Source organism: Sphingomonas sp., from assembly GCF_048594985.1.
Taxonomy (GTDB): Bacteria; Pseudomonadota; Alphaproteobacteria; order Sphingomonadales; family Sphingomonadaceae; genus Sphingomonas_I.
On the sequence record NZ_JBMDXG010000295.1, the window covers coordinates 1 to 2,441 of the forward strand.

2 protein-coding genes are annotated in these 2,441 nt (G+C 65.9%); both read left to right on the forward strand.

What is annotated here, in order from left to right:
* Positions 1-1,263 (forward strand): MBOAT family O-acyltransferase (locus tag ACOJSF_RS12045; RefSeq protein WP_420142441.1); only part of this gene is annotated, 1,263 nt, incomplete at its 5' end.
* Positions 1,264-1,294: 31 nt separating this feature from the next.
* Positions 1,295-2,395 (forward strand): hypothetical protein, encoded by a 1,101-nt coding sequence (locus tag ACOJSF_RS12050; protein WP_420142442.1) that lies wholly within the window; start codon positions 1,295-1,297, stop codon positions 2,393-2,395.
* The last annotated feature ends 46 nt before the right edge of the window (positions 2,396-2,441 follow it).

Here is a 2,441-nt window from a genome sequence, read left to right on the forward strand (position 1 = left end):
AAGCTGCTGATCATCGCGTCGGTTCTGGTCAACCTGACCTTCCTCGGATTCTTCAAATATTTCAACTTCTTCGTCGATAGCGCCAATGCCGCCGCGACACGGCTGGGATTCGACGCGGCCAATCTCCGGCTGAACGTCGTGCTGCCGGTCGGGATCAGCTTCTACACCTTCCAGTCGCTGAGCTATACGATCGACGTCTACCGGCGGCGCGTGAAGCCGACCGCGAATTTCTGGGATTTCGCGCTGTTCGTCGCTTACTTCCCGCCGATGGTGGCGGGCCCGATCGAGCGTGCGCGCCACCTGCTGCCGCAGCTCACCGGGCCGCGTCGCCTGCGCCTTGCACAATCCTCGCACGGCTTGGTCCTGATCCTGATCGGCCTGTTCAAGAAGATCGCGATCGCCGACGGGCTCGCACCCGTGGTCGACGCCATCTACGGCAGCAGCGGCGCGGTCTCGCAGTCCGATGTCGCGATCGCCACCGCGCTGTTCGCGGTTCAGATCCTGTGCGACTTTTCCGGCTATTCGGATATCGCGCGCGGGGTCAGCAAGCTGCTGGGCATCGACCTGATGGTCAATTTCAACGTCCCCTATTTCTCGCGCAATCCAAGCGAGTTCTGGCGGCGCTGGCATATCTCGCTCAGTTCGTGGCTGCGCGATTATCTCTACATTTCGCTGGGCGGTAATCGCGGCGGGGAATGGCGCACCTACCGGAACCTGTTCCTGACCATGCTGCTCGGCGGGCTTTGGCACGGTGCGGCCTGGACCTTCATTCTGTGGGGCGCCTATCAGGGTCTTCTGCTGGTCGTGCATCGCGCCGCGACGCACGGGCGTGAGACACTCCCCACCTCGGCCGAGGCGATCCACGACACGGCTGATCGCCATGGCGGCGCGGTGGCGCGCGCGCGGCTGCTGCCGACCTGGATATCGACGCCGGTTCGCATCGCGTTCTTCATGATCTTCGTCTGCTATGGGTGGATGCTCTTCCGCGCGGCCTCGTTCGATCAGGTCGCATTCTTCACCACCAAGCTGCTCGGGCTCGCCCCGGCCGTGGCGCATAACGCGCTGCCGTCGATCCCGCTTTCCGCCAGCGTAGGCATGCTGGTGCTCTTCGCGATGCAGTTTCTCGATTACCGCGCAGGGAGGCTGGAAAGCTTCATGCGCTGGCCGGCGCTGCTGCAGGCGCCGATCTACGCCGCCATGCTCTTCATTCTCGCCATGGGACTGAGCAATGCTCCCGCGCAGTTCATCTATTTCCAGTTCTGACCGGCTCGGCCGCGCCCGGCTGCGGCGCAAGGTGGCCGTCATCATTGCGGCGACGGTCGCCGTGCTGGCTGCATTCGACCTCGCGGTCGGCATCGTTGCCCGCCCACCCGCCGATCCGAGTGTCGAGCCCAACGGCATCGTCCGCTACTTCGGCTATGGCGAGTCGATCGAGGGCAAGCTGCGCCACCAGCTTGGGCCGACGCCCGACAAGGACGCCCCGATCCTCAAGGCGGGCTGGATCGACACCGAGTGCACGCGATCGCCCACGCCGAACGATACGCACGGCGTAACCGTCTATGGCATGTCCTTCTCGCAGCGCGTGGCGGCCCAGCTCGCCACGTTGGCGCCGGATCTGCACATCACCAGCTTCGGTGGCCCGGGCGCGCCACCCAACCATAGCTACGCCTGCTTCCGGATCCGGCAGGACCGCAATCTCGACCACAATGGGACCCAGGTGCTCGGCATTCTTGCGGGCTCGCTCCGGCGGACCGCCGCCACATCCGGGCTGGGAACGTCGTTCGAGGCGCCCCAGCCCTTCACCTTCCCTCGCTACGTACTCCGCGACAACCGGCTGCAGGCGATCGAGCCGCCCATTTCCGACCAGGCCGGGCTGCGTGCAACGCTGCGCAGCCACCAGACCTGGCGCGAATATGTGAGCCAGCTGGCGGCGCAGGACCCGTTCGTCTCGCCCGCGCTCGCCAACCACGACCTGCTGGATTACAGCATGACGGCGCGGATGCTTCGGCGCGCCTGGGGCCAGCGGCATATCGCCGACATCACCGCCCGGCTGCGCGGCGACGGCGATTATGACGGCGATCCGGCATTGATGCCCGCGCTTCGCGCGATGGTGCTGGATTTCGCGCAGCGGGCGCGTGCGGCGGGATCGAACCCTGTAATCCTGCTGTTCGAGGATCGCGGCTATGACGGCGTGCTGCGCCGGACGCTCCTTCCGCTGCTCGAAGCGAACGGCATCCCCTACGTCTTGTCCGCGGATATCGCCCCGGCCACCGATGCGGGCATTTTCGAGCCCGATGGCCATTTCCTGCCCCGGATCGACCGCGCGATGGCGGAACGCCTGCTGCCGATCATCGAGAGCCGGACCACCCAAACGCCGGAGCCAGTGGCGCGCTGAGATCGCGCCCGCCCGCTTGCGCAGCACACGGCGGCATGTCAGTGTC